General features: G+C 51.4%; 16 protein-coding genes. 2 read left to right on the forward strand and 14 right to left on the reverse strand.

All coding sequences use genetic code 11. From position 1 onward, the window contains the following. Positions 1-8: 8 nt before the first annotated feature. From IE117_RS15555 to IE117_RS15605, 11 genes are all read right to left on the reverse strand, one after another. Positions 9-2,102 carry a glycosyl hydrolase gene (locus IE117_RS15555; RefSeq protein WP_189565422.1) on the reverse strand — a complete coding sequence of 698 codons (2,094 nt, stop codon included), beginning with the start codon at positions 2,100-2,102 and terminating at the stop codon, positions 9-11. A gap of 63 nt (positions 2,103-2,165) precedes the next feature. Next, positions 2,166-5,090: a glycosyl hydrolase gene (locus tag IE117_RS15560; RefSeq protein WP_189565423.1), complete on the reverse strand. Its 2,925-nt coding sequence runs from the start codon at positions 5,088-5,090 to the stop codon at positions 2,166-2,168. A gap of 38 nt (positions 5,091-5,128) precedes the next feature. Beyond that, positions 5,129-6,532 carry a sulfatase family protein gene (locus tag IE117_RS15565; RefSeq protein ID WP_189565424.1) on the reverse strand — a complete coding sequence of 468 codons (1,404 nt, stop codon included), beginning with the start codon at positions 6,530-6,532 and terminating at the stop codon, positions 5,129-5,131. A gap of 52 nt (positions 6,533-6,584) precedes the next feature. After that, positions 6,585-9,122, reverse strand: coding sequence for a hypothetical protein (locus tag IE117_RS15570; protein ID WP_229580989.1), 2,538 nt, complete (start codon positions 9,120-9,122; stop codon positions 6,585-6,587). A gap of 61 nt (positions 9,123-9,183) precedes the next feature. After that, positions 9,184-10,617 carry a RagB/SusD family nutrient uptake outer membrane protein gene (locus tag IE117_RS15575; RefSeq protein ID WP_189565425.1) on the reverse strand — a complete coding sequence of 478 codons (1,434 nt, stop codon included), beginning with the start codon at positions 10,615-10,617 and terminating at the stop codon, positions 9,184-9,186. 11 nt (positions 10,618-10,628) lie between these two features. Continuing rightward, positions 10,629-13,820 carry a SusC/RagA family TonB-linked outer membrane protein gene (locus tag IE117_RS15580; RefSeq protein WP_189565426.1) on the reverse strand — a complete coding sequence of 1,064 codons (3,192 nt, stop codon included), beginning with the start codon at positions 13,818-13,820 and terminating at the stop codon, positions 10,629-10,631. A 65-nt stretch (positions 13,821-13,885) separates the two neighbouring features. Then, complete coding sequence (locus tag IE117_RS15585) at positions 13,886-15,388, reverse strand: L-fucose/L-arabinose isomerase family protein (protein ID WP_189565427.1); 1,503 nt, start codon at positions 15,386-15,388, stop codon at positions 13,886-13,888. 76 nt (positions 15,389-15,464) lie between these two features. Then, entirely contained in the window at positions 15,465-16,724 is a 1,260-nt protein-coding gene (locus IE117_RS15590; protein WP_189565428.1) for an MFS transporter, read from the reverse strand. A gap of 171 nt (positions 16,725-16,895) precedes the next feature. Beyond that, positions 16,896-17,186, reverse strand: a complete 291-nt coding sequence (locus tag IE117_RS15595) for an L-rhamnose mutarotase (RefSeq protein ID WP_189565941.1) — start codon at positions 17,184-17,186, stop codon at positions 16,896-16,898. Between the two features lie 113 nt (positions 17,187-17,299). Then, positions 17,300-17,464, reverse strand: coding sequence for a hypothetical protein (locus tag IE117_RS15600; protein WP_189565429.1), 165 nt, complete (start codon positions 17,462-17,464; stop codon positions 17,300-17,302). 131 nt (positions 17,465-17,595) lie between these two features. Next, positions 17,596-17,871, reverse strand: a complete 276-nt coding sequence (locus tag IE117_RS15605) for a hypothetical protein (RefSeq protein ID WP_189565430.1) — start codon at positions 17,869-17,871, stop codon at positions 17,596-17,598. Positions 17,872-18,192: 321 nt separating this feature from the next. On the opposite strand from IE117_RS15605, the gene IE117_RS15610 reads away from it, so the two are divergent. Both IE117_RS15610 and IE117_RS15615 read left to right on the forward strand, forming a co-directional pair. Beyond that, positions 18,193-18,588: an Xre family toxin-antitoxin system antitoxin gene (locus tag IE117_RS15610; RefSeq protein ID WP_229580992.1), complete on the forward strand. Its 396-nt coding sequence runs from the start codon at positions 18,193-18,195 to the stop codon at positions 18,586-18,588. A gap of 5 nt (positions 18,589-18,593) precedes the next feature. Next, positions 18,594-19,064: an RES family NAD+ phosphorylase gene (locus IE117_RS15615; protein WP_189565431.1), complete on the forward strand. Its 471-nt coding sequence runs from the start codon at positions 18,594-18,596 to the stop codon at positions 19,062-19,064. A 133-nt stretch (positions 19,065-19,197) separates the two neighbouring features. Here IE117_RS15615 and IE117_RS15620 read toward each other — a convergent pair whose 3' ends face one another. The 3 genes from IE117_RS15620 to IE117_RS15630 form a co-directional block, all read right to left on the reverse strand. Next, positions 19,198-21,414, reverse strand: coding sequence for a T9SS type A sorting domain-containing protein (locus IE117_RS15620; RefSeq protein ID WP_189565432.1), 2,217 nt, complete (start codon positions 21,412-21,414; stop codon positions 19,198-19,200). A gap of 76 nt (positions 21,415-21,490) precedes the next feature. Then, positions 21,491-23,050 (reverse strand): SwmB domain-containing protein, encoded by a 1,560-nt coding sequence (locus IE117_RS15625; RefSeq protein ID WP_189565433.1) that lies wholly within the window; start codon positions 23,048-23,050, stop codon positions 21,491-21,493. Positions 23,051-23,089: 39 nt separating this feature from the next. After that, positions 23,090-24,805 carry a RagB/SusD family nutrient uptake outer membrane protein gene (locus IE117_RS15630; protein WP_189565434.1) on the reverse strand — a complete coding sequence of 572 codons (1,716 nt, stop codon included), beginning with the start codon at positions 24,803-24,805 and terminating at the stop codon, positions 23,090-23,092. Between the last annotated feature and the right edge of the window lie 14 nt (positions 24,806-24,819).

Here is a 24,819-nt window from a genome sequence, read left to right on the forward strand (position 1 = left end):
ATTCCGGATCAGATAAAAATCGTACCCGCTTTGGCATAATGAATATAATCCAGGCCGTTGGCTTGTTGCTGTTGATAGCTGAAATCAGGAGAAACTTTCAATGCTTCGAGTACTTCAATGGGCTGGGTGTTCGCGTAGATTTTCCCCTTTTCTCTGGCTTCGGGATCAAACTTCTTGGATGTCCAAACCAGATTTCCCATACTGGCCACCCTGGAAGACGCTTGGGGTTGGCGATTCAGCCCCGCCGAACGTTCCGGTTTACTACCCACGATGATGGCGCCCTGCTCGGCCAAAGCTTTCAGTTTTACAAGGGCATCCGGGTTCATTTCCGGTTCGTTTCTGAGGGCCAGTACCTTGTAGCGCCCCACGCCGGGAAGCACCAGTTGGCCATCCTCCACGGTCAGGTCTTTCAGGAGAATCTCCGTATTTACAATCTCATAATCATATCCCGGTCCGACTTTGAATCTAGTATTCTTGGGAGGTACCAGATTCGGTACTTTGTCGCCATAGTAGTACAGTACATCCGCCACGAAATCGGTGCTTTGCAGGATATAGGAAATACGACTCAGATACTCGTTGAAGGGCTTGACTTTGGGCCACCAGACACGGCGGTCGTTGTAATGCGTACCAGCAAAATAGGCAATACCCGGGTACCCGAAGCCTTGCGGATTGTGCGGGAACCCATGAATTACCAAACGGCTCATCCCTTCACAGAATGCACGATCGGCAAAAGTCTTTAAGTCAGCCGGGCTTTCCTGCCAGTCCAAGTAGCTGGTAAAAGATTCTTCTTCCACCATGCCCCGCTTATAGATGTGGGAGGCCGCGGCGATTTCCTTCACGAGCCATACCATATCCACACTATCTTTATCGTAATAAGGGCGCTTATACCAAAACTCACCACGGGGAATGTCCAGCGAACCCAGCGATTTCAGCGTTTCGACCGGGATGTGATGCATGTGTCCCGGCCCGCCCGATTCGGAAATGATTTTCAGACCGTACCGATTGCAAATCTCCTTAGACTTTCGGTAGTGATTGTTGATCATTAGTTCCGAAAAAGTTTTCTTGAAATCTTCGTTGAAGCCCTCGTATGTTTGGCTGGCGAATAGCTCGGGATTATAAATGGCCGGGATAAATTTGTAAACGTCGTAGCCGTGCAATTTCTGGAATGTGGCGGGGAGGGATGGGGTCCAGGTAAATTCCTTGGCTTCGTAACTGGCCAGGTAGAGATATTTAAGAGCACTCTTGCTCAAATCGCCCAGCCGAGGTTGCAGGCGATCGACAAAGTACTGTAAGTGCATTTCGGTGGCCGTTGAATCAAAATGGTCGATAATGGGCCCGACCGATTTGGGAGTGGGCCGTTTTAGCTGCTCCCCTGAATTAGAACAAACATAACGGTATACATCCCACTTTCCAGCGGGAGCTTTCCAGGTGAGGGTTTCCGACTTCGCATCGAAGTACTTCGACAGGTTAAGAATTGACGTGGTATCCATCAGATTAGTGGCACCAGCCGGTATGGCAATCACGGCTACCTCCTCCCGGTAGGCCGGGCGGCCAGTAGCATCGTACTCAATATCACGGGGTTTTCCATTGACCCCGGACGTTATGGATGGAAAAGGCAAACTGATTTTTCCGGAAAAGTCATCCGCGAGGCTGGTTTTGGAAAAATACAGGGTTTTGGCAGCGTACTGCGGTTTCACCCAACTGCCTCCGGCATTCCAGCTACTGGCCAGACTCATGCCTACCGCCAGCCCCAGCCTGCCCGCTTCTTCAATGGCCAGTTGGATGGCATCCAGTGATTCTTCGCCCATGAATGCCGGACCCGCCGGAATAACGTCATTAGGGTCGCTTTCGGCTTTCAATCCTATTTCGAATATTTCCACGCCCCCTAATCCGGCATTCTTAATAGCCCGCAGTTCTTCTTTGAGTCGAAGGGTATCGACATGCCCGTTGAGCCACCACCAGTAAACCTTCGGGCGCGCTGACATTGGCGGGTTGTTAAAGCCTGCCTTCAGATCCGCCAGCGTGGAAGTGTCATTCTGCTGCACCCGGCAGGAAACTACCAGCAAAAGGCTGATCAAAACGAGGCTGTTAACAAATTTCATGTTCTTACGGGGTTTCAGGATTAGGGACATTATGAATAGGTTAGCAACGGCCCTCCCTGGCGGCTAGTCAAATGATCGCAGCGTCTGCAGCGTAACAGGCCCCATCAGCCCGGATTCTATTAAAGGAGCTTCGGACCATAGGTATTGCTTTGAGGCTCGTACTTTGAGGTTGGTTTGGGTGTAGTTTTCTTTCTCCCTAATATCACCGATGATCCGGTTGGCCCAAGTGTTGATGACCTCAATCCGCAGGGAGTTTTCCCCTGGCTGGATCGCATCCGTTACATCATAGCGGTAGGGGGCGGTCCAGGTAATTCCCAGTGGTTTATCGTTCAGCCATACTTCGGCTACTTTCCCAACCTTTCCCAAATCCAGGAATATGCGACCGGTTTGCTTGACTGGTTTGGCGTAGGTGAAAAGCTTCTCATACGTTCCGGTGCCGGAGTAGTAAGCGATTCCTTTAACCGGTGATTCGGTCCACGAGATGAGCGCCGGGAAGGTAGCTGTTTCGGGAGCGCCCCAATTTTTGCCAAAACGGATGTTCCAGGCTCCTTCAATTGTTTTGGTTTGAATATCGTTTTTTACTTCTCTGGTTTTGGCCTTACCAGTCAATTTATACTTACCATTATCCAGAAACCGTAGTCCGTTGGTCGTATATTCAAAAAGTGGGGGATGCGTCGTTTGAGAAGTTACTGTCTGATACACCGCCTTTCGTTCACCTGGTTGGAATACCACAAAGAATGATCCGTGCGGTCCGAAGGTGAGGGGTACTTCCAGGTGGTCGCCATTCTGTCTGAAAACAGGTATCGGAATAATCTCACCCGTCACAGCATCCCAAAGTTCAGGTACTTTGTTGGCTTGCCGGAAGGAACATAGGCGGGCCACCGTCTTATCACTGGTGTTGCGGATGAAATAAAAATCCCGGCTGGCACCTTTATGATGGATAAAATCCAACAGCGGCTTGCTCTCTTTCATGTAGTCGAGCCGTGGAGACCCTTTGTCTGGATAGTCGAAATCGGGTTCGACATTCATTTTTTGCAAAATTTCCAAAGCAGGCACAGTAAAAATCCCACCCTTCTGACCGGAGTACTTTCCGGCTCCATTCCAAAGCTGGCTCGCTAACCTCTGGCTTTCACCCCAAACGTTAGCGGGTTTAGGCCCGGTGATCGTGGCCCCGGCTAATGCCAATTCCCCCAGCTTCTTCATTAAATGCGGGTCGTCACCTATGATTTCGTCAAGGGCCAGTACCTTGAACTTCGCTCCGTAAGGCAAGACGAGCATTCCGTTCTCGACGCGGAGTTCCATGAGTTTTTCGGTGTTGATGATCTCATAGTCGTACCCGGTACCTACCGCAAAGCGGGAATTTTTGGGTGTGCCGAAATTAGGCACCTTATTTCCGTAGTAGTAAAGCACGTCGGCGGTGAAATCAGTACTTTGAAGAATGTACGATACCCGTGCGAGGTAATCGTTGAAAGGCTTCACCTTCGACCACCAGGTAGTTTTTACGTTGAAATGGGTACCGGCATGGTATACATTGCCGGGGAAGCCTTCATTCGTCGGATTATGGGTAAAGCCGTGAACAACCACGCGGCTCATTCCTTCGCAGAAGGCCCGGTCGCCCACGGGCCGCATGTCGCCGGGGCCTTCCTGCCAGTTCTGGAAACTGGTAAATGCCTCCAGCTCTGTGATTTTGCGCTGGTAGAGGTGCGAAGCGGCCGAAATTTCTTTGACCAGCATCAGCAGATCGACGCTATCCCGGGTTTCATCGAGCCTTTCGTTGTTGATCCAGAATTCGCCCCGAGGTACATCCAGCGAACCCAGTGCTTTGATCGCCTCTACGGGTACATTGTGCAGCGGCGGTCCCGGTCCGCCCGATTCGGAAATCAGATTTAGTCCGTAGCGATTGGCAATTTCTTTTCCCTTCCGGTAGTGATTGTTGATCATCAACTCCGAAATCGTCCGGTTCAGATCCTGCCGGAAGCGAGTGGTGGTGGTGGGATCAAAAGCCTCTTTGTCAAAAATATAGGGTAAGAACTTGGCGATCTCGTAGCCATTCTGCCTTCTGAATTCATCCGCCAGGGTAGGGGTCCACAGGGCGTTTTTTGCTTCGAAACTAGCGAGATACAGGTTTTTTAAAGCGGTTTTTCTGAAATCCCCCAACACCGGCTGCAGCCGGTTGATAAAATACATGAAGTGCATTTCGGTGGCCGTGGAGTCGAAGTGATCGATGATGGGTCCCACCGAATTGGGGCTCGGTACCAGTAGCGGATCGCCCGAGTTCGAACACACATAGCGGTGTATTTCCCAATTACCCATCGGAATCTTCCAGTTGAGCGTTTCGGTTTCAGTGTCAAAGTATCGGCTGACATCGATAATTCGGGCGGTGTCCAGGTGCTGGTTTTTTGCGCGGACCGGAATAGCCAACACGGCAATTTCCTTACGATACACGGGTTTGCCGTCCGGGCCAAACTGAATGAGAAGCTCCTTGCCTCTACTATCCTTTTTCGGGATTTCCGGAAAAGGTACCTTCAACCCTGGACGAGCCGACTGATCAACCTGGATCTTTGAAACGTAAATTGATTTGGCGGCATACTCGGGCATAACCCAGCTACCCCCGGCGTTCCAGCTACTGGCCAGGTTCAGCCCCACTTCCAGATCAAGTTTGGTGGCTTCTTTGATCGCCGTGGTGATGGTTTTCAAAGATTCGTCGCCCATAAAGGCCGGTCCGGCGAGAATCCCATCTAACCGAAAACCAATTTCAAAAATATCTACACCGCCCAGTCCGGCCTTTTTGATACTCTGGAGTTCCTTTTTTAGAAGGGTTGTGTCGGTATGGCCGTTGAGCCACCACCAGTATACTTTGGCCCGGGCTGTTCCGGCGGGGTTTTTGAAGCCCTGTTCAAGTGCTCCTGGGTTCTGGGCATTGACCATTGACAAACTACCTAGTACCACGGCCATAAGTAAGCCTATTTTTAAGCAAGGGTGTTTCATAATGAGTTGGGATTTTTAGGCAAGCGTGGATGTACGTTTCAAGGTAGCGGGATGTTATCCTTGTTCTCAATCATCCATTCATTCAGGTTCTTTTTCAGCCGGGCCTTGACGGGTTGGTACGTGGTTTCGTAGGCCAGATTTTTTGTTTCTCCGGGATCGGTTAGCAGGTCAAAAAGCTGCTCATTCCGAGCCCCTTTGTTGTACAGGTTGTATTTGAAACGCCCATCGCGGACGAGTCGGGCGTGACGGGTCGTATCCAGTTTGTCATCTTCCAGTTGAACTACCAGCGCGGCCCGATGCGTCTCTTCGGGATGATCCAGTACTTTTTTCAGACTTTTTCCGGTAAAACCGGTAGCTGCCGTAACCCCTGCGTATTCGCAAAGGGTAGGGACTAAATCGGCCCCAGATATTAACTGTTTACGGTCCACGCGCCCGACGGCAATTCGTCCCGGCCAACTGATGCCGAAAGGTACTTTGACTACCTCCTCGTACAAACTCAGTTTGGCTGCCCAACGATGCGAGGCCGCCCCGTCACCGTGATCACTGGAAAAAGCGATGATGGTGTTTTCGTCCAGCCCTTTGGCCCGCAGGGCGTTCCAGATTTTCCCGATTTCGGCGTCCACCATTTCGGCAAATCGGTAGTAGTGGTAGAGGTAAGCCTGCCAGTCGGCCTCGGTGTAATCCTTCGTTTTGAGCAGTTCATCGCCGTAATGATCCATCAGGCGCTTCTGTTCCAAAAACTCTGGCTCCTTCATGGCCGGATTAAAATTGGCGGGTAAGGGCGGCAGCGGTGCGTCAATTTCTGAGTACTTAGCGTAGGCATCCGGCTCGCGCGGCACGTAGCAAATATCGTGCGGATTGTGTAGCGAAACGGTCAGCAAGAAGGGTTTGTCCTCCTCGTAATCGTTGAGGTACTTGACGGCGGCATCGGCGATGGGGCCGTCCGTTTCCGCTCCTTTGTCCCAGGACGAATCGAGCGATTGGAAAGGTATCACCTTGAAACCAGCGATGGAATCTCGGCTTTTTTGAGCCGGATATCCTTCGGGCAAATGCCACTTTCCGGCGTAAGCAGTATTATAACCAGCATTGGCAAATAACCGTCCGATGGTAGGCACTGAATCATCAATGTTGGTCGAGTTCCATATTACCCCGGTTTCGTGGGGCATCCGGCCCGTTAGCAGGCTGCTGCGTGAAGGGCCGCATACCGGAGAAGTGCAGTAGGATTCGGTAAAGTACACGCCCCGTCGGGCCAGCGAATCCAGGTAGGGCGTGTGCAGGTTCGGATTTCCTAATAGACTCAGACAATCATTTGTTTGTTGGTCCGTCAGGATGATCAGGATGTTGGGTTTTTCGGAGGTGTGGGAAGCACTTCGCGTGTCGCAGCTAGTTAAAAGGGTAGGTATGGCTACTGCACAAACCATCATTATTATGCTTTTTTTCATGTCAATTTCGGGTAGAGTGGGAGTACAGGTAAGCAAAGAGTGCGTAGTAAGATCACCAGGACACGACGAGGGTACCAGTCACGTTTTCCACCACGAAGTGATTCCCCATTTTTTCATCTCCCTGCTTAAAAGTGACCTGTCCGGTTTTCCAGGGGTAGGAAGAATTCATGTACGCATGGAACTGATCACGGGTAATGCCTTCTTCTGCATAGATCCGCACCGTGGCATTTTTTAAGCCGCCGACGCTGTACCGTTTCGTTACTCCTTTCTGCCCCGAATGTTGCTCCTTGAACGAAACGATACCTTGGTTCTGCTCCACAAATACCCGGCATTCCCGGTTCCAGGCCGTAGGCATCGTATAGCTTGACTGCCCGGCATTTAGCTTTGTTTCCAGGCCCAGAAGCAGGGGAGCTCCCTGCGGAAACCGGAAGTGTTGCCTGACGGTACTGTTGGGGTTGTAGCCCGAAAATATGAAGGCGTTGTTGCTTCTGGATATGGTTATAACGGGATTTTTAATGGATGGATCCTGTTTTTCCACGAAATGACTGATCCCGAATTCCGGCAAAACATACCGCAGCTGTAAGGGGGCGATAAACCACTCTTCCGGATCGTCGGGTGTCAGCAGACGTCCTCCGGTAAAACTGCTGGCGTTGGTACCCCGCAGGTAGGCTACCTTTCCTCCCCGCCACTCCGGTTTGGAACGTACCCAAACCGCATCCCGGCTTTTGCCAGACTGTTCGACCTGCGCCAGCAGCTTGGTGCCGGCCTCGTTTCTGTTCTTCAAAACAGTACGAAAACCTCCGCCGCTAAATAGCGATCTGTGGTTGATGAGGGCAGGAGATTCTTTTTCCAGAGCATCCGACCCAAGGCTGGATTTGATGTTGAATTCTCCTTCCAGGGGTGACTCGTTTTTCTGATTTAGGAAATCCAGAAAAGCCGGGCTGGAATGATCCGTGGGGCCAAAAATGATGAGCCTGCCCCCTTTTTCCACAAAACCGATTAATGCTTTTTCCAGCGAAGAACCCGCATCGGGAGCAATAGTGAGTAAGGTAGATTCATTGAAGTAACCCGGATTTTTGGCAATAACCGATTGAAATGAGGTAGTCGAGATGACGGTATTCAGGGGAAGGCCATTGTTGATGGCCTGTCGAACGTACCAGTCGCCGTAATAAACTTCCGGTAAACGATCTTTCGAATTGTAGGCCCACTGATGGTACTCATCAAACGGATATACCCACACCAGCGGACCGGGCGCGGTGGGCGCATCATAGCGGGCTTTGAGAATATGGGGCGTTACCTCGTCGGGTACCTGGGTCGGCATTTCGCCCAGCGAATTATCGATGGTCAGGAAGTCGAGGTGGGTGGGGATCCCGATTTTACCGTTTTTATCGATCCGGCTAACGGACATCGGGAGGTAGATGTCGTGAGGCTCCCGACCGTAGCGATCCAGCCAGGGGCTGTTGAGCCACCAGGGATCATGGGTGTAATACCGAAACAGAAACCGGTTGTCGGGCAACTCGGCCATTCGCGACATGTATCCTACCATTTCCAGACCAAAATCCCCGTCCAGCGCGGCCCAGGGCGAGTTGGGGGGAGGCAACATGTTGTATCCTCCTTCGTAAATCTGTTTCAGATTGACTGCGTCGCGGGCCAGATCAGCTCCCACCGACAAATTGGTACCACGCGTCTGGATCTGGAATTTCGGGCATTCTTTTCGGAATAATTGCCAGAATTCATTGATTTTTGCGGTAAGTCCGGCCAGTTTTTCCTGATGAAATTCCTTACCGTTAAAGGTAGCTCCGGTAGCCGACCAGCCCTCCGCCCCAAACCCAAATCCATTGCTTAACCAGATATAGTCGTAGCCCAGATCTTTCAGGAAATGCTGGCTTTGCCGACCGAAAAAGGTACCAAAGGGAGTATTCTCCGGGATACCCTTCGGAAATCCCGCATAGGCTTCCTGGTCGGCGTTGAGCACCGAGTAGCAACTCACAAAGCTTTTGTGACCCATGGCGTTGCCACCCAGAATTTCGGGATGCTTTACGTACTTGAATTCCGATTTGGCAAATTCGGGACCGGGGTCGAATGTCGCCCCAACCAGAATGGGCTTACCCGTTACTTTTTTTCCTTCCTCTTTTAACGTTTTAATGATAAACGCCAGATCGCCGTATGTAAACACCGGGGGATTTTCCATATAGAGGTAGGCCCGTTCATGAATGGAAAGCTCCTCGGGGCCGGAGCCCACCTCGTGTTGCGTATTTGGATTACCCAAGTACCTGGCCCATTCCAGCGGCTGGCCCGGGGCGCCCTTGTAATCCAGTATTTCGGAGCCATCCCCGGTCCACAGCATCACCGATACTGTATCGGCATGTCGGAGCAGCGATTGCCACTGCGTGAACATTTCCTTAGCCACGTCCCGAATATAGGCTTGGTCATTCTTTTTAAAGGGTTTCAGAGAAGCTTCCAGCGTGATGCTATTGAACGACTTTCCCCGGACTGTCGAAAGCTGCGCTTGGGCGCTGCTGCCGTTTGGGATAGCCATCAGGAATAGTATGACGAGGTAGTAAAGCGTTTCTCTTGAAGTGCGAATCATTACACGCTGATTTAGGGATGAATGAGCCGCGAACCGATCATTCGACCCACGGCTAATATATTTAATAGCCCGGATTCTGACCCAGGTTAGGATTAATATTGATTTCTCTCAGTGGAATGGGCATAATCAATTCATGCTCTGCCACGGTGAAGCTCAATCCGGCATCCTTGAAGTATGCGTTCAGGACGGTTTGGGCGCGGCCCGTACGAACCAGATCAAACCAGCGGTGCCCTTCCAGAAAAAACTCCACCCTTCGTTCTTTTTCCATGGCCAGGGCAAAATCTGCCTTGGAAAGCCCGGCCAAGGGAGTCAGACCCGCACGGCTCCTCACCAGGTTGATGTAAGTAAGTGCTTCGGTGGTATTGCCCGTTTCATTGAGTGCTTCGGCGTACATCAACAGCACGTCGGCATATCGCAGGACTGTAAAGTTTATCCCGCCATCCCCCTGAACTCCCGTGGTGAAATCCACAAACTTCAGACCATACAGCTCTTTTTCGTACTTCCCGGTGACCAGACGTACAGAGTCACCGATCGAAGCCTTCCGCCGCAAATCACCGGATTCGTAGGCGTCTGCCATTGGGCGGGTAGGAAGTATCCGACCTGACCCCTGCATATTGTTGGGGAAAATGGCCATGTCGAAACGAGCCGGCGTAAACTGGCCGGAAAACCTATTTCCCTCCCCGAGATTTCCTGACAGGTATTTGATCTCAAAAATAGACTCCTGCAACTCGTCATTTCCGTTGGTGAAAAGTTTCTTATAGTCGGAGTTCAGCGAGTAAACTTTCGAATCGATTACTTCCTTCAATATGGTTTTAGCTTGGTCAAACTGCCGGGTGGTCAGGTACACTTTGCCAAGCAGGGTCTTGGCAGCCCCGGTGGACGCCTGTGACTTGCTGCTGAGGGTTATCCCGTTCAACAGGGTAGCGGACTCGGTCAGGTCATTGATAATCAGTTTATAAACGTCATCAGTAGATCTTCGGGTCATGTCAAAGTCCGCGATCTCATCCGGACTTCTGAATGCCACATCGACGATGGGGATATTGCCGAACAGGCGTACCAAGTAAAAGTAGCTGAGGCCCCTTAAAAAGAGGGATTCCCCCCTGAACTGGTTTTTCTGGGCTTCAGTAAGGCCGGCAGCATCCAGTCGGGATATAATATTGTTGCTGCGGGCGATAGTTTCAAAACAGGTATTCCATATGGTGTTCAGGAAGGAGTTTGCCGCCGTAGGGCTCATTTCATCCATTTCAGTCTCCGCGGTTGTGGGAGAAGTCCAGCGTATTTCGGCGTTGTCGGTGGTCAGATCCCCAAGATCAATGAGATCCGTGTCATAGAGGGTCTGAAGTCCGGCGTAGTTTCCCACCAGGGCGGTTTCAAAATCCTTGGCGTTTTTATAGAAGGAAATCTCGTTGACCAGGTATTCTGGCTGCAGGGTAAGGAAATCCGTGCAGGAACCCAGCGTGACGCCCATGAAGATGTAAATGATATGTTTTTTCATTGCTGTAACTTTTAAAATGTGGTTTTGATTCCTAATGTGTAGGTACGGGGCAGCGGATAGTTCAGGTAGTCGATGCCGGCATTGACTACGTTATCGCCGGAAGTGCTCGATTCGGGATCATAGCCCGGATAGTTGGTGAAAGTAAACACGTTGGCAATGTTGGCGTACACATTCATGTTATTCAGGCCGAGCCGGGTCAGTACTCCGTTCGGCAGATTGTAGGCCAGCTTGATATTCCTGATTCTGGTGAACGAATTCTCAAACAGGAAATGGGAAGAAGTACCGAAGCCCAGTGCGTAGTTGCTGCGGATAGCCCGGGGCATGATTCCATCGCCAGGGTCGGCTTCCGACCGCCACCGCCGGTCAGTGAGCGCCAGATTATTCTGCACGGCGGTGGCTCCCAGAAGAGCTGCACCTGCGTCAATATACGTATAGGCGCCCTGTGACCCCACCAGGCTTACATTGAGACTGAAATCCCCGAGGGTGAAATTATTGTCCAGGCCCCAGGTAAAATCGGGCCAGGGCGTTCCGACAATTTTACGGTCGCTTTGGTTTATTACCCCATCGCCGTTTACATCCTCAAATTTCAGATCTCCGGCCTGGGTTCTGGGATGCTGGAGGGCGGCTCCGTCCAATTCGGCGCTGTTCATGAACACCCCCAGTTTGTTTATCAGGTAAAAACTGGAAATTGGCGATCCGACTTCCGTAATCTGGTAGCTGGAGTTGGAAATCCGTCCCCCTTCGGTAGCGAGCTTCAGCACCTTGTTGCGGTTATGACTGAAGGTGAAGTTCGTGCCCCATTCGAATCGTTTCGTGCGAAGGTTCGTGCTCTGAATCCCCAATTCAAACCCTTTGTTCTCAATATCCCCAATATTTTGGGTAGAACTATTGAACCCGGAAGCCGCCGGCAGCTGAACAGCCAGGAGCAAATCGGTTTTAAGGTCTTTGTAGACATCAGCCGTGATCGAAACCCGGTCCCTGAACAAACCCAGGTCCAGGCCCAGATTGGTTTGTTTTGATTTTTCCCAGGTCAGATTATCATTGGACAGGGTGTTGGGAATCAAGCCGGGACTAAGCGTATTGTTCTGCACGTAACGGGTAGGGGACAGCAGGCCGATGTGCGTGTAGTTGCCGATCTGGTTATTGCCTGATATACCGTAGCTAGCCCGGAGTTTTAAGTTACTCACGATGCGTACGTCCTTCATGAAATCTTCCTCAGCCAGGTTATAGCCCACGGAAAAGGAAGGGAAAGCTCCCCAGCGGTTGTTTGCTCCGAATCGGGAACTACCATCCTGACGAATGGTGGCGGTAAGCAGGTATTTCCCCGCGTAGGAATAATTGACCCGCGCCATCGCAGATAGGAGCGCCCATTCGCTGACAACCTGGGAACCGGCATTGACGATTCCGGCTGAGATATAGGGTACGTATTCAGTGGGAAAATCCGAGGCTCCTGCGGTTGTACGATCGATACGGCTTTTCTGTGCCGTAAAACCGACCAGGCCATTCACGAAGTGCTTGTTGTTGAACACGCGGCTGTAGGTCAGGGTGTTTTCATTAAGCCAGGTCAGCGATTCGGTTTTGGCTGTACCGGCAGATGCCGGGTAGTTTAACGAAGTAAAGTTGGGTACGGCCGAAGAACGCCATAGCCGGACGTTACTCGAACCTATATTCACGCCAATGGAACTTCGGAAAGTCAACTCGTTGGTCAGGCTTACCTCCACGAAATTATTGGTCACCAAATCCGTCACGTTACGCTTATCCTGCGTGCCATTGCTCACGGCCAAAACATTGGCCAAAAAGCCAAGGCCGTCCGTGACATCAGCCTGATCGAAGTAATAATTTCCGTCGGCGTCATAAACTGGTATGGTGGGTGAAGCAGCGAGGGCATTGCTGATGAGGCCTCCCTGCCCGTAATGGGACTCGGTATTGGCAAATCGGCCAAATCCGTAGGAGCCATAAGTGGAAGTGCCAATTTTAACCCGCTTGCTCACCTGAGCGTCCAGATTAACCCGGAGGTTGAATCGGGTGTAGTCAGAGTTAATGATTATCCCTTCTTGGTTGAAATAACCTCCCGAAATAAAGTATTTGGCTTTTTCATTGCCCCCGGTTGAGGAAACCTGCATGTTCCGGACCGGGGCCGTTCTGAAAAGGACATCCTGCCAATCCGTATCGGTGGTAATGGATTCCGGATTCCTGAATTCGGGACGAACCCGGGTCGCTGCGGATCTTTTTTCATTGGGATCGGTGAGTTTACCACCGGCATAGACCCAGGCATTATCACGACCATCGGCCACGTACTCGGCATACTGCCTGGCGTTGAGCATATCCAGCTTGTTTGCAACCTCTTGAAAACCATAGGATGCATCTACACTGATCTGCGACTTACCAAAAGATCCGCGCTTGGTGGTGATAATCACTACTCCATTGGCTCCGCGTGAGCCATAAATGGCGGTTGCCGAGGCATCTTTCAAAATTTCGATGGATTCGATGTCCGAGGGATTGATCGAGGCGAGTGGGTTGATCCGGTTCCCCGTGTTACTGGCCATGCCGGCCGAAGAGAAGCTGTTGGAACCATAGTTGCTCATGTCGGATCCTCCTCCTCCCGAACCGATCGCAAAGCCATCGATAACGTAGAGCGGCTGGTTGCCTCCCGTGATTGAACTCACTCCCCTAATCAAAATATTTACGTTTCCACCCGGAGCTCCAGTCGTCTGACTGACTTGCACGCCGGGGGCCTTTCCCTGCAGCATCTGGTCAAAGCTGCCGGCGGAGGGTTGGTTCAGCTGCTCGCTGGAAATTTTGGTGATCGATCCCGTTAAATCCTTCCGCCGCTGGGTCCCGTAGCCTACCACCACCACATCATTGAGTTGCTGCATATCTGCCGCTAAGGCAACATCGAGCATACTCCGGTTATTTACGGTGACTTCCTGATAGATATAGCCGATAAAGCTCACCACCACCGTAGCCTGGGGCGAAACATTCAGTTGAAAGCTTCCGTTGGCATCCGTGGTTGTACCGTTCGTTGTGCCTTTTTCGGCAATCGTTGCGCCAATCAATGGGCTCCCGTCTTCGGAAGAAGTAACCTTGCCCCGTAACAGCTGTTTTCCTGCCGACTGAGCGCTGAGCTCTTGGAGTGAGGAGGCCATGCTCAACACGAAGCACATGAGCAGTGTCCCAAATCGATGTTTGAAAATATGTACCATAGGTATAGGGTTTAGGAATAAATTATTTGAAATTGATTGGTTAGAGGTATAAGGAAGTATTCGCTCTATGCCTGACTGACGATCACTGAGTCGATGTTTAAGTAACCGGCAATCTTCTGGATGGTGGCGGCGTGATGCCCGATTCCCAGGGCAAAGTGGTGGGTGGGGCCTTCCTTCATCCAGCGCTTCAGGAAAGTGCGGACATCAGGCTTGAAAAACCCCCGGGTGTTGGTGTTGCCGGTAGGGGGAATGGGGCCTTTCAGCGATTCTCCCTCGGCCAATACGAATTTAAATTTTCCATCGTAGGTAGAGCTGATGCTAAGCATGGTGATGGGACCTTCCTTGATCTGGAATTCCACTCCGGCGCCGAAGCCCGGCTTTCCGTGGTATTTTTTGAGACTCCGCAGTACAGGGCGCCCTTCTGCAATGGCTATGTTGTGGGGGCCGTCGTGTCCCACCAGCACAAAACCCTCTTTGAAATCTACAGGATGGAATTCGGCAAAGCTGCCTCCAATCCCCAACCGCTCCATGATAAGCATGGCAACACAGGTCTTGAGATCCGACTCCCCGCACATGGGAAAACCTGCTCCTGTCAGCAGCGAATTGCCCACAATCAGGTTGGACATCACCACCCGGGTGTCGCTTCCGTCTTCGCCATCGTAGTAGTAGGCCAGCCCGTCCAAATTCTTTTCCTCGACAAATTTTTCCAGCGCTACCGTTACCTGAGCAGCAATGTGCAGATCCGCGTCCTTAAGCTTTTCTGAAATAGGATCGGAAACCGGGTCAGGAGTATCGAAGAAATCCAGAATACGGTCTTTTACCGTTCGTATCTCCTCATCCGAAGCCAAGCGGAATTTCGACACGATTTCGTGGGCTTCGCACTGCACAACATGCGGGCTGAAATGGGCGGTGAGCATGGTCGAGTCGGAATGCATATCCAGCATGGACTCGATCGGGTGGCCGATATGACCGATGCGGGCCGTTTTCAGGTCGTGCAGTACGGTTGCGATCCGGCAGTATTCCTCAATTTCGGCCTCGGCTGAGGGATCATCGTGCAGCGTGCCGATGATGATTTCCGGGATCTTTTTTCCCATCCTGACCGCCACCCCGGCGAACTCCGGCAACGAGCAAATGTCGTCGTTGTACAGCTGCAGGTAGGTGGACGCATTTTCGTAATCCAGGGCCTTATCCGGTTGTAGCGCTACCAAAACGATCGGGGTATCGATGCTTTTGATGATAATGCCGAATGTGCTGGAAGTGGCGTAGGTGAGCATATCGCAGAAGATCAGATCGAGGTTGGCGGCTTTAAGTTTCGGCACCAGCGCGTAGGCCTTACTCGCATCGTCCACCAGGCCAAAGTCAATCAGCTCCACATCGCCCGCCTGGTTTAATATTTCTTTAAATACTTTCTGCTTCTCCATCAAATCATCGAGCAGCCCGTCAAACTGATCCCAATATTTAAAATATCCCACGCCAAAGACGCCAATACGGGGGCGGCTGCGTTGGCGGTGGCGGAGGGTGACGACGTGGTTGTCGAGAAGAGTGTCTGCTGCCTTGTTAAGATTCATGTATAAAGCTTTAATTGGATAGTTAACGCACTAAGTCAGAATGATACATACCATTCCTTTCTGTAAATGCCGCCGCTTATTTAAGCGCGATAGGTTCTACAACCAGAGATTCTTCCCCGTATATGGCTTTTATCCTGGGGATAGCCAGAATCAGCAATAGGAAGGCAAGCGGATATAGCATCCCGGAAGCGATCCAGAGGGGACGGTAGGAGTAATTTTGGATAATCAGCCCCATCAGCGGGTTGAGCAACAAGCCCGCCACGGCTCCGGCTGTTCCGCTCAGCCCCACCACGGACGAGGTGGCCCTTTGACCGAACATGTCGGATATGGCCGTGATGTAATTGGTGATCCAGAAACCGTGGGCAAACATAAAAACCGACATAAGGGCAATGGCCACTTCCACGCTGTCCACCCATTCGATCATGGGAGCCACCAGTGTCAGCGCTGCCGCCACACCCATAATGGATTTCCGGGCCTTATCAATTGAAAAATTGTGTTTGATTAGTCGGTCCGAAAGCCAGCCACCGATGATGTTGGCCACGCCGAGGGCAAGGAAAGGAATCCAGAAAAGATTGCCGATCCGCTCAAAGGAGACGCTCCGCACCTCACTCAGGTACTTTGGAATCCAAAACATCAAAAAATAGAAAACCGGATCGAGCAAAAATCGGATGGCTATAAAGACCCATACTTCCTTGTTTTTCAATAGCATGCCAAAAGGAACAGCATTTGGTTTAGAGGGTGCCGGAATCACTTTATCGATCTTTTGGCTTTTTTCCTTTTTCCAGGGAATCAGCAACCAGACCGCCACCCAGACCAGCCCAATGGCCCCCGGGATGAAGAATCCCCCACGCCAGCCATATAAATCGGCGAGCCATATGGTAAGCGGGGGCGCGATTACTGCTCCAATGGCCGCACCACCGATAGCGATCCCATTGGCCATCGCCCTTTCCTTTTTATCGAACCACTCGTAGACGGTTTTGGCAGCACCTGGAAAACAACCGCCTTCGCCCACCCCTAACAGAAACCGGAAAGCGATGAGCTGGGTCACGTTGGCCACCAACCCATGCAGACAATTGGCAATCGACCATACACCAACTGAAAGGGCCAGTCCAGTTTTCCCACCCACCTTATCGATCAGCCAACCGCCCAGCGTAAACATCACCGCGTAGCTGATGAGAAAACTGGTGTTGACCATACCGTACTCAACATCAGTGATCGACAACTCTTCCTGGATTTTTATTATGGCAATCGAGAGCACTTGCCGGTCCAGAAAACTCAGTCCGGTGGCCACGAACAGAAGCATCACGATAAGCCAGCGGGTAGTGTTATTAATCATTTTACTTAACGCACTAAGTTAACTTTGACAAAGTTAGAATCACAAAAACAGTAATGCAAACATTTTTGAATTTTTATTTTAAAAGTTAGGAGTTTTCCACGGCGGTTAATCAGGGAGATGGATGGTTGTACTACCTGTGCAAAGTGACAGCGGCTTAATGTGAAAACACATTTAAAGCTTGAACATTTCCTGGCATGGCACTACGACAGGGGAGTTGTCGGGATTTACTTCCATGATATCCGCCATATGGTCCCACCAACGTTGCATGATGGGGTCAGTAGTCGGATTATGCGCAATAGATCCGTTTTTCCTTTTTTGAAAAGCAAAAAGGTGATGCGTTTCTTCATCCAGGAAGATATAGTATTCCATAACTCCCGAATACTCGATAAGGGACAGAACCTCTGGCCAGATCTCATCGTGGCGATTTTTGTATTCCTGATCGCAGCCGGTCTTGAGCTTCATTCTGAAAGCTCTTGTTTGGAGGACCTCATTTTGGTTGTTCATTCCGTGTTAGGATATTAGATACCGTCAATGCTAGATTTCCGACCGGCGATCCGCTCCATCTTTGCCGGGCGTTAACGGATTTTTCTGTTGGTTCCGCAACCTAGACAGCGGTTGATGAGTGCGTTCATATTCATGGCGGGTGTCACGGGCCGCCGGGGGTAGGCCTTGGCCGTGCGGGCCACCTGCTTGTCCGAAAGGCGGTCTTCGGTGATCTGCTCATTCTTGCGGATGTACAAGAGCGGGTCCGAGTTATTTCACAACGGTACTCTACACAATCTATTTACCACAACTGATGGAAGGACCCATCTGTCGGTCTGCCGATTTGCTACCGTAATTCGCCAGTCTCTCCCTTCCCTCGCAGACGCGACTAAGGCGAATCCTTTATGGCAAGCTCGTGATATGCGACAGGATGGCGGGAAATCGTGGACCACTTGTGGGTCGCCAGCGTGGCCGGCTCGATGGGCAGCTCCGGCTGCGCCACCGGGCGCTGCCAGGTCGTGAGCTGGGCGATGTCTGACTGGTAGGCTTTGCGTGTGTTGTCGGCCCCCTCGGTTCCCTTGGCAAAATAGGCCACGGTTCTCCGGGCCAGCTCTTTGCGAAAGACCAGAACGGGCAGTTTCGCGGATTTCCCTGGTTCCGTCAATTTTGAATTCATGGCCTTTTCATTGAGTCGTCCAAAATTACCAAATAATTATTACGTCCGATAAAATTTACTTAAAACATTGGCATCAGTCCTTAGCGGCCATTTTCAGAACTTTCCAAAGCGGTGGTACTAAGGACGGAAATTATTAGCTGACACTTTCCGTAACTACCGTCATGACTTTCGAAAGTGGGAAGATAACCCGCTGGAAACCAAATGGTGTTTGGGTTGGCTTACAATCCCTGCACGTCGGGAAGGCAATTTCGGAATAAGCTTGCAATTGTCAAATAAGCGTTGTACCATTGTCAAATAACAGTCAATATCATGATGAAAGCAAAAGGTCCTTCCAAGTCGCCCCAAAAGCCAGTCCGCAGAATGCCCTCGGTCCAGGATGCACGGTTCAACCAATTGGCCCTGCAACTGGGTGTTCCGCTGAAAGAACTGGCCCCCTTGCTGCAAATCTCGGAAAGTACCCTTCACCGGTTCCGCAAACAAACGCACCTGAAAGGGCCGACCGCCGAACGGATTGAACTGCTGCAGGGGATCATCCAGCATGGTCTGCGCGTTTATGGCGGCGATGCCGAGGCTCTCCGCGCTTGGTTGCGTTACCCACTTGGGGAATTGGACGGAAAAACGCCGTTGCAAAGCCTGACCACCATCGCGGGGTTCACCCAGGTGGACGACGTCCTGGGCCGAATCGAGCACGGTATTTTCTTCTGATTTCTATGCTGATGTACCGTTTGGTTCAGGCGGCTTTCCGCCACGAGCCGCTATCAGGAGAGGGAGCCGCCCGGTATGGCGGACGCTGGAACCCCAAGGGCGTCAGTCTGCTGTACACGACCGAATCTCCGGCCCTGAGCCTGCTGGAAATCCTCGTCCACCTCAACCTTAATCGTATTCCTGAGTATTTCCTGGTGACCCTCGAGGTGCCCGACTCAATGCGTACCTACCGGTCAGAAGACTTGCCCAAGGGCTGGCAGTCGGTCGGCAACGCACACCCGTTGCCTTCCCAGACTTTCCTTTTGGAATGGCTCATGCGCCCGGACCGGCTCTTGGTGGAAGTGCCTAGTGCCATTCTGCCCATTATGAGCAACTACCTGATCAACCCGCGCCACCCGCTTTTTTCTGATTGTCGGGTGGTGAACTCGGAGCTTTTGGCAATCGATGAGCGGTTGTACGATGCTGGTCGGCGATAGGGGAGTCCTTCAGTCGGATACCGGGACACGAGATAATGGGAATGATAATGAAGGCAGGAAACGAAGTCTCCAAATTAGAACCGCCAGAGCTTGTCGGTCTTTCCTGGTTGGGTCGCACCCTGCGCTTTTCAGATTACTCCAGGGCAATTCTTTTTGAGGTCCACTCGTTGCCCGAACCGGCGGTCAGGATGTATGTTCCGGTGGGCAGGAAACTTAAGTCCAGTACAGTTTCTTTAACTATTCCCTGCCGGGATAATAGCTTTTCTCCGTTTAGGGCGGACAGGAATAGGTCTGTAGGTGATTTAAAATGATCCAACCTGATCACAACTTTCCCGGCGGAAGGATTGGGGGATACCGTAAGGCCAACCCTCGGGCTATCCGGTTCTGTGGACAAGATAGTGCCGGCAAATCGTCTCACCTCCCTGGTAAAATTAAACACCTGCATACAGGCACTGCTGATTCTTCCGCCCCCGTCCGGAAAGGTAACCTCCACGGTATTCAATCCGGATCTGAGTAGCTGCGCGGGTACCTGTATTTCCAGTACCCCAAAGAAATTGGCGCGATCTTTCTGTTCGTCGCCCCGGAAGTCGTCGGGTACCTGCAGAGGAGTGCCGTTGAAAAGTACCGTGGGTTTTAATGAAAGCCCGTGGCTGCGCCCGACCCCAACCCGGAGGACCGCTTCGTGGTTGGGATCTACCTTTACGTTATTAAAATTGAAGGTGTTCTTCTGGGACGGGTTGATGGGCTGGTAGTAAGTGTCGGCGTAGTATTTGGTTTCCAGGCTAAGATGGTCTGTGGGCTGGGGGGTGTTCAGGGTGTAGGCAAGAATCATGGTTGCTTCCGCCCCCAACTCCACGGTGGCAGGCGGTGTGCCTATTTTCTGTATTTCCAATGACGGTTCCTGACCTTTCAGGTACAGGTGCCTTGTCTCAACGTCCTTGATCGCATTGTTTTCAAGCTTCGGAAGCTTTAGATCCACTTTTACGGCCTGAAATTTCAGGTTATTGAGAATGACGTAGAGCGTATTGCCGTCCACGTAGCTGTCGGTCAGGATGTCCAGGTGATTTGATTTGGCATCGACGCGTGTTCCTTTTACATCGGACCATAGTTGATACAGCTTCACGTAGTCTGTATAAACATACTGGTCGCCCGATTGCCCGGCTACTTCCTTGGCTTGCCGCATCAACCGCTGGTTGTAGGGCGTGCCATCCGCCGCCCGGCCCCACTCGGCCTTTACAATGACAAAAGGGATGGCCTTGCTGATCAGGTTGGGACGCTCCATGAATTGCATCAGCATCGAATTGGCCGATTTCAGAAAAAGCCAATCCCGGTACGGACTCCACTGTTTGCTATAATCGTGCATCTGAGCGCCATATTCCGACACCAGAAAGGGTTTGGCTTTGCCAAATTTCATGAAACTATATTGTTCCATCATGTCCAGGGTTGCTTCCATGTTGCTCCCCTTTCGGTAAAGTTGTTTTTTGGAAAAAGCGGGGAAATCGTACAGGTGGATGCTCCAGAAGTCCATTTTTTCGCCCGACATATCCATGAAAAGCTTCATCCGCTCTTCCCACTCCCGGAAGTTGTTCTTATCCAGGTCCGGAAAAGCAGCGCAATACCCTCCGATGGGAATCTCGGGCAGCTGTTTTCTGATTGCGTCGGTTACGCTATTATGGAATTCGAAAATCCTGCGGGGTTCCTCTTTGCCGTAATCTACCAGGTGCCACAGGGGTTCGTTGATCACTTCGATGTACTTGGGGCGGTGCTCTCCGCTCGCTCCGCCATTGCCATAAAATTGTTTGATGTACTCGGCCATATACGTGCCCGTGGCCGTGCCGAATGGCTCCGGTGCGGTGATGATCTGTGAAAAAGCCCATCCTTTTTTGGTTTTTTGTCCGTCCGGCCAGAAAGGGTGAAGCTGGGCGCAAATGACCTGATCCCTGTTCCGCTTTTCGTAAGGAAGGTAGGCAGGCTTGGCGGCATACTGCGATTTTACGTAGCTGCCAAATTTGGTGATATCCGCAGGGTTAGCGTAGCCGGGTCGTTGCGGGTCTTCGGTGATTTCACTATTCAGCCAATATGTGATACCACCCGTGTTCCTGCCCAGATAGACATCGTATTTTTCCAGGAAATTTTTTCTCAGATCGCCCGGCTCATTGTCGCCGTCCCATTCGCGGTCAGTGATATCGGAGTGAATGGTGATGAATTTCTGACGATCAAAGGTCTCGATTCCACCGACGGATCTTTTGATGTCAGGATTCACTTCCACCTGTACGTTTTGGGCAAACACAGGTACAGAGAGCACCCAAGTTGAAATAATAGTCAATACTTTGTTTTTCAGAGATTTCATGGTGGTATACTGGAAAAAGGATAGCCGGCCTGGAAGCCGGGCTATCCTCTTATTTTATTGGTAAAAATCAGAATATTCAGGGCCTTAACTCCACTTCGGCCAGGGAGAGGTCATCCATGTAGAAGGTCAAGGCACTTGGATTGTTGCCGTTGAATCCCCGGATCATGAATTGATAGTTGCCGGTGGCTGCAAACTCCGCGAAGGTAGTCGTGACGTAGGTCCACTGGTTGAGGGGCAGCGTACTGTCCAAATTGACCCGACCCGCACCCCAGTTGGTGTTGGGCTCCCAAAAGAAAATCACGTTGGGCGCTTCCTTACCAGCGGCATTATCCCCCAAAGATTTCACTTTTATCCAGAAGCCCACCTCGTAAATTTTACCCCGTTCTGCCTTAAAACGAACCACTTCCCCGTTTTTCTTATGCCCGATTACCATTCCGCCGTTGGGCTTTAACTCTATTTTGGCACTCTTTGCTCCGGAATGTTTCTCTTCGTTGGTCACGGTCAGTTTATAGGCATCCCAAGGGGCGCCCCATGCCAAATAGGGCCAGTTGCTGTCAAGGGAATTTTCAAATCCTATATCGAGCGGGCTCCCTTCAAGCAGGTTTTTCTTCACAAAGCTCAGTTTCCTCTTTTCAAATGCATCGGCGGCAACGCCGTCCGAGGTGGCCAGCAGTCCCTTGGCATACGAAACGGCAACTTCATCATTGTTAAAAATCCTGTCGGAAAGGGTCAGCAAAACCACGTTTTCCTGGGCAGGATCCACCGTTGCGGCGGTAATCGTGACCGGAATACTTTTTCCCTTGTTGGTGATCGCCACCGAAAAATTGGATGGATTAGCGGTGAGGATGTCCATGTCCCGGCTGAAATTCAGCGCAATTTTACTGCTCTGAGCGGGTACGCTGGTGACGCCATCGAGTGTGACGGGCTCGGTAGAGGGCACGACCCGGAGGAATTGTTTCAACGCGATGGTATCCGCCCCAAACGGCCGGCTCCTTTTTCCAATCATTTGAATATCGTACACGCCAACTTTCTTGTATTTGACATCAAAGGTTCCCACAACCTCAGAGGTGAGTGGTGCGCCGCCCTCCAGGGCCCACTCCAAACGCTCCGGCTCCCCTGCGTTTACGGCGGTATAGCGGATGGTCGTGCCAGCCGTGATTTCATTTTTTGCCTGGTCTTTGATTGTTAAGGGTGCGCCCAGGGTGCCATTCTTATTCACGAAATTGGCGGTAAAATTTACGCGCACACTGTCGATCACACGAACCGTAATGATGGTGTCGTTCTCGGTGCCTCGCAGTACGCCGTTGATATACGCCGGGGCCTTGAATTGCTGATTCAGCCTTACCTGGAAGGTGCCCGCTTTGGTGAATACCGTTTTCACCCGTTGATCCGCAGAAGTGGAGTCATTGTCCGATTCCAGAATGTCGACACCCTGGGGAAAACTCCACTTACGGGATACCACCCCTGGCGAAACATCCCCGAAAGAGAGTTTGTCATTTACCTGGATCTTGTTACCAAAATCCATTTCAGAGGTGAATATAACGCTATGGCTGGGTTCTTCGCCCGGAGCAACGTACTCATTGTCACAGCCCCACATCGCCAGTATGCTGAGCAGTAAAAAGGTTATTTTTTTCATAGTTTCTATATTTTTAATCAACCTGAACTTCGGTCTGAATTATGGATTGAGCTTGTCATTTACCTGTACCTCCAGCGTAGGAATCGGGAAGTAATCATGGGCGGCCGGATTGTAATTGCGGCGGGCCAGCAAAAAATCGGGGCGTACCCGTTCCATTATAAAGAGCGGTGCTTTGCCGGGACTTGCCAAAGGCGTGTTTTTAATTCTCCAATCCTCGTCTGCCCCCAGCTCATCAAATACCTCCCGAACAATTCCCCATCTGACCAGATCCTTCCACCGGTGTCCCTCAAAGCAGAGTTCGATCGGACGTTCCACTTTCATGATGTGGGTTAGGACGTTTTTGGCGGTGGGAGACACGTAGGTAGTCGGACCGTGGACGATACGACTAATATGAAGCTGCGGGATCTTGCCTGCGTTAGCCCCCATGTATTTAGCCAGCGTAACAACTCCCGCTCTCGCTCTGACGAGGTCGATGTATTCGATGGCCTCAGCAACGGCCGCCTCGCCGCGCAGGTTCAGGATCGCTTCGGCGTACATCAGGTACACATCAGCCAGTCGGATGTGGCGGAAGTTGATGCCCGACCTTCCCTGGCCGTCCTCATTTTTGGCTTGATACCAGTTGGTGAATTTTTTAACGTAGGCACTCTGTCCGAATGCCCAGCCTCCTTTGGTTCCAATCGGAAGCTGGTAATACAGCCCTTCCCCATTTCGGGGTACGATGGAACTGGACAATCGTTTGGACTGGGTACTTCCGAGGTTCATTGGATTGGTTGTGTCAATGGAGTCCCGCGTAAAAAGCTCGTGCAAATAGTAAGAGGGCAGCAGCGTATTGTAGGCTCCGAAGTTCAGTTGGCCCAGTGTGTTGGCCAAATCAGTTGCTTCCGAACCCGTTTCGGTAGGGCTGTCGTCCACAGCCGCGCCGGGCGCACCGGGATTCAACACGTTATTGAAGGCAACTTCAAAAATGGATTCCGAGTTGAATTCATTCTCGTCCGTAAAATTGTCCATGGGGTTGGCCACCAGCTTGTAGACCTTTGAGTCGATGACGCTTTTGAATAATTGGGCGGCCTTGTCCCACTCTTTCCCGAACAGATACACCTTCCCCAGCAGCGATTCTGCGGTGCCTTTGGTCACCCGTCCCTTATTGCTGGCATCCCAGGTGAGAGGCAGGCTTTTCCGGGCAAATTCCAAATCGGGGATGATAACCTCCTGTGTGACCTCCTCTTTGGTTGATAGTGGTTGTTTGAACTCCTCGGTGGTGGCGGGCACTGCCGTATGAATGATTGCCTTTCCGTAGGTGTGCACCAACTGAAAATAATAATACGCCCTCAGTACCCTGGCCTGTCCTTCGATGGATTCTTTTACGCCAGCCGGGAAAGGTACGCTCGTCGTGGAAAGGTTTTCAATAACCTGGTTGGCCCGGAAAATTCCAATGTAAAGTTCATTCCACTTGTCTGTGACATGGTACGTGCCGTCATTGAAAGTCAGGTTTCGAAAAGCAAAAGGGCGGTACCATGATTCTGTGCCTCCGATGTCGCCCATGATTTCTTCAAACTGGACGTAGCTGCTCCCACTGATGCTGCTGAATTGCAGGGCCCCGTACACGGTAGTCAATGCCTTCTGGAAATCCAGGGGCGTCTTCCAGAAGGTTTCGCTGGTAATTGCATTCGGATTTACTTTGTTGAGGAAATCTTCCTCGTTGCACCCGGTGGCCAGCAGACACAAACCGAGCAGGTAGATGCTTATCTTTTTCATTATATAGGTTTTTT

Origin of the sequence: Persicitalea jodogahamensis, assembly GCF_014651615.1 — a bacterium.
Taxonomy (GTDB): Bacteria; Bacteroidota; Bacteroidia; order Cytophagales; family Spirosomataceae; genus Persicitalea; species Persicitalea jodogahamensis.